Here is a 2,514-nt window from a genome sequence, read left to right as displayed (position 1 = left end):
AACCCCCAGCCTGCCGGCGCGGGGTTGACCAGGAGGCTTCGGCTCTGCGAACCGTTGGACGGCGTGATATTGAAGCCTAGGTTGAAGGTCTTCTTCTCTCGGTTTTCCATATTGGGGGACCTGGTCCAACTGGTCGATTTTAGCTACGTCCTGGAGGACCTCCGGCTTTTAACGCCGTTTGGCGAAAGCCCCGATCAGCTCCTGGTCGCTGAGCCTGACGTACCGGTAGTAGACCAGATAGGAGTGGTTAGCACCGTCCAGAGTCCCGTCCAGCTCCAGTCGGTGGGTGAGGTTGACGAGGGACAGGATGGGAACGGGGAAGTGCTCGATCGGGGTGGCCAGAACCCCGAAGGCCACAGCAATTCCTCCCTGAGCTGCGCCGGAGTCGTCGCCCGACTCGTGCGATAAGGCGTCCATGTGGATGATCTCAGTATCTCGATCGGTAGCGTCGGCGTCCATGTCCGGGTCGTCCACGGCGTCTTCCTCGATGTGCAGGGACGCTTGGGCCAGGGCTTGAGTGAGGGCCGTGGTATCGCCCTGCACCGGGCTATTCCAGATGCTCTTGACGCCGAAGATTTCGACGGCCTGGTTGACGGCCAGGTCGAAGTCAATCACGTCCGTCTCTGTGGTGCCCTGGGTGGACGCAGCGATGGTGCTGCGGGCCACGATGATCGGGCTGATCCCGGTGACCATCTCAGAAGACCTCCGTTAACGCTTCCGTGCGCGCCCCTTGGAATCGAACCGGGCGCACACCGCATCTATCGCCTGGCCAAGAATCTCCGCCCGCGGATCGGGGGAGACTTTTAAAAGCGGAGTCAGGACCTGACAGATCCCGACCGCGATCACCCGTTGATTGGGACGGAGCCGCTTCAGCGCGTTGAACACCCGTTCGGCGGCCGCTAATTGCTCAGCCATGCCTTACCTCCGCTGCTCCGGGGCCGCTTTGGGCTTCTTACGGCCGAGCTTGGACAGCTTGCGAGCCCCCCTCGATTCAAGGCGATTGGCGGCATTCTCAAGGATCCTCGTCGCATCGGTGCCCTTGGCAGCCTTGGAACGCTTCCGCAGGTCTGCCGCGCGGTCTAAGTCCCGTTCTCCGCTCACCGCCATAATATCTCCATTCCTACAACATGAGCCATGCGGCCAGGTCTTTCGTCACATATTTTGCACAATATGCCGCTACGCTGTCAAGCCCTCTGGCGGCTTCAACTCTTGAAATTCCGAACTTTCGGAAAAGGTCACTCCACGTATCGGAACGGTGAGGCTCAAGAACGCCTGGTGAGATAAGTCCGTGAATGTGAATATCTCCACTGGCGTGTCGCTCGGCACCGAGAAAGCCCAAGGGACGTTCGAGGCTCCCTCGAAGAGCCCCAGCAACAGCTTGAAGCGCACTTTCCGGGTACTCCGCACGCGCGCGCCTAAACGTAGTTGTAAGGAACCAGGGGTGGAACTTGAGAGGGGGGTAAGCGACCAGCCAGGTGCTGATAGCTTCCCTGACGAGGGCCGATGAGCCCGCCGTTTCTTCCTGGAGCCAGACTGGTGTCCTTGCAATTGTGCACACCTCGCCCGTCAAGGATGGGGGCTCGGTGTTGCCGGCGTCAGCCTGTGCCTCATTTCTGAACAGGCGCCTACCGACAACACCGCGGTCGATGTCGGGAGATCCCCTGGGCGCCACCTGGCACCACCGGGTACCACCTGGTACCACCTGGGGATCCGACACCGCCCCCGCCGGAGGCTACATGAGCCTCTACGGCGCCGCTGAGGCCTCTAGGCTAGTCCTAGCCCGCCACCCGGGCGTCCACAGGCCTAGAGCCCCGTCCTGGGGGCAACGGCGCAACCTGGCTTTCAGACTTACGGAGTGGTGTTTGCGCACCCTTCCCGCGTGATCCTATCCAGACGTCGCCCCCAGGACGGTTCACCTCTCGTAAGTGATCAGGAACCCGATTACGAATGTCAGGGTCGATACGCAGGTAAGGATCAGTAGTGCTTCCATGCCTGCAGGTTAACATATGGAACCTACGCTTCCCAGACGTTCGCATGAGTACCTTGGTCCGGGGATGGATCGGACTTTCGTTTCTGCGCCTGCCGGGCTAGCTCAGCGAAGGTGAGGCGTTTGTAGTGGCCTTCCAGGACGATGAAGCCGAGCGTGGTCCCCATGGCAACGTTGCCATCTGCAGTCAGGATGAAGCCCACTGAACCGAGGAACAAGTGGTGCAAGTGCGGCGCCGGCGAGTAAGCCGGCGGTTCGTTGACCCGGTGGTAGTACGTGTGGACCGCAAGCAACCGGGGCTTGTAGTCGCCAACGCCGGTAGGTGCAATCAACGTGCCCAGGATGCTGGCGAACTCCACCGGGAACTCGCCGTCCCCGATGGCGACGAGCAGGAAGCTGTTGTCGGTGGAGCGCAGATCGTGAGGGACCAGGTACAACCGTTCACCAACGAACCCCCAGCCTGCCGGCGCGGGGTTGACCAGGAGGCTTCGGCTCTGCGAACCGTTGGACGGCGTGATATTGAAGCC

Annotated in this window: 2 protein-coding genes; both read right to left on the bottom strand. The window is 61.2% G+C overall.

Features of this window, described 5'->3' with window-relative positions; genetic code table 11:
* Positions 1-168: 168 nt before the first annotated feature.
* Entirely contained in the window at positions 169-693 is a 525-nt protein-coding gene (locus FVQ81_18365; GenBank protein ID MBW7998495.1) for a hypothetical protein, read from the bottom strand.
* Between the two features lie 15 nt (positions 694-708).
* Entirely contained in the window at positions 709-915 is a 207-nt protein-coding gene (locus FVQ81_18360) for a hypothetical protein (protein MBW7998494.1), read from the bottom strand.
* Positions 916-2,514 lie beyond the last annotated feature (1,599 nt).

The sequence above is a fragment of the Candidatus Glassbacteria bacterium genome (assembly GCA_019456185.1).
Lineage (GTDB): Bacteria > Gemmatimonadota > Glassbacteria > GWA2-58-10 > GWA2-58-10 > JAJRTS01.
Note: the sequence above shows the minus strand (reverse complement) of the source record. Positions and strands in the feature narration are given on the sequence as shown.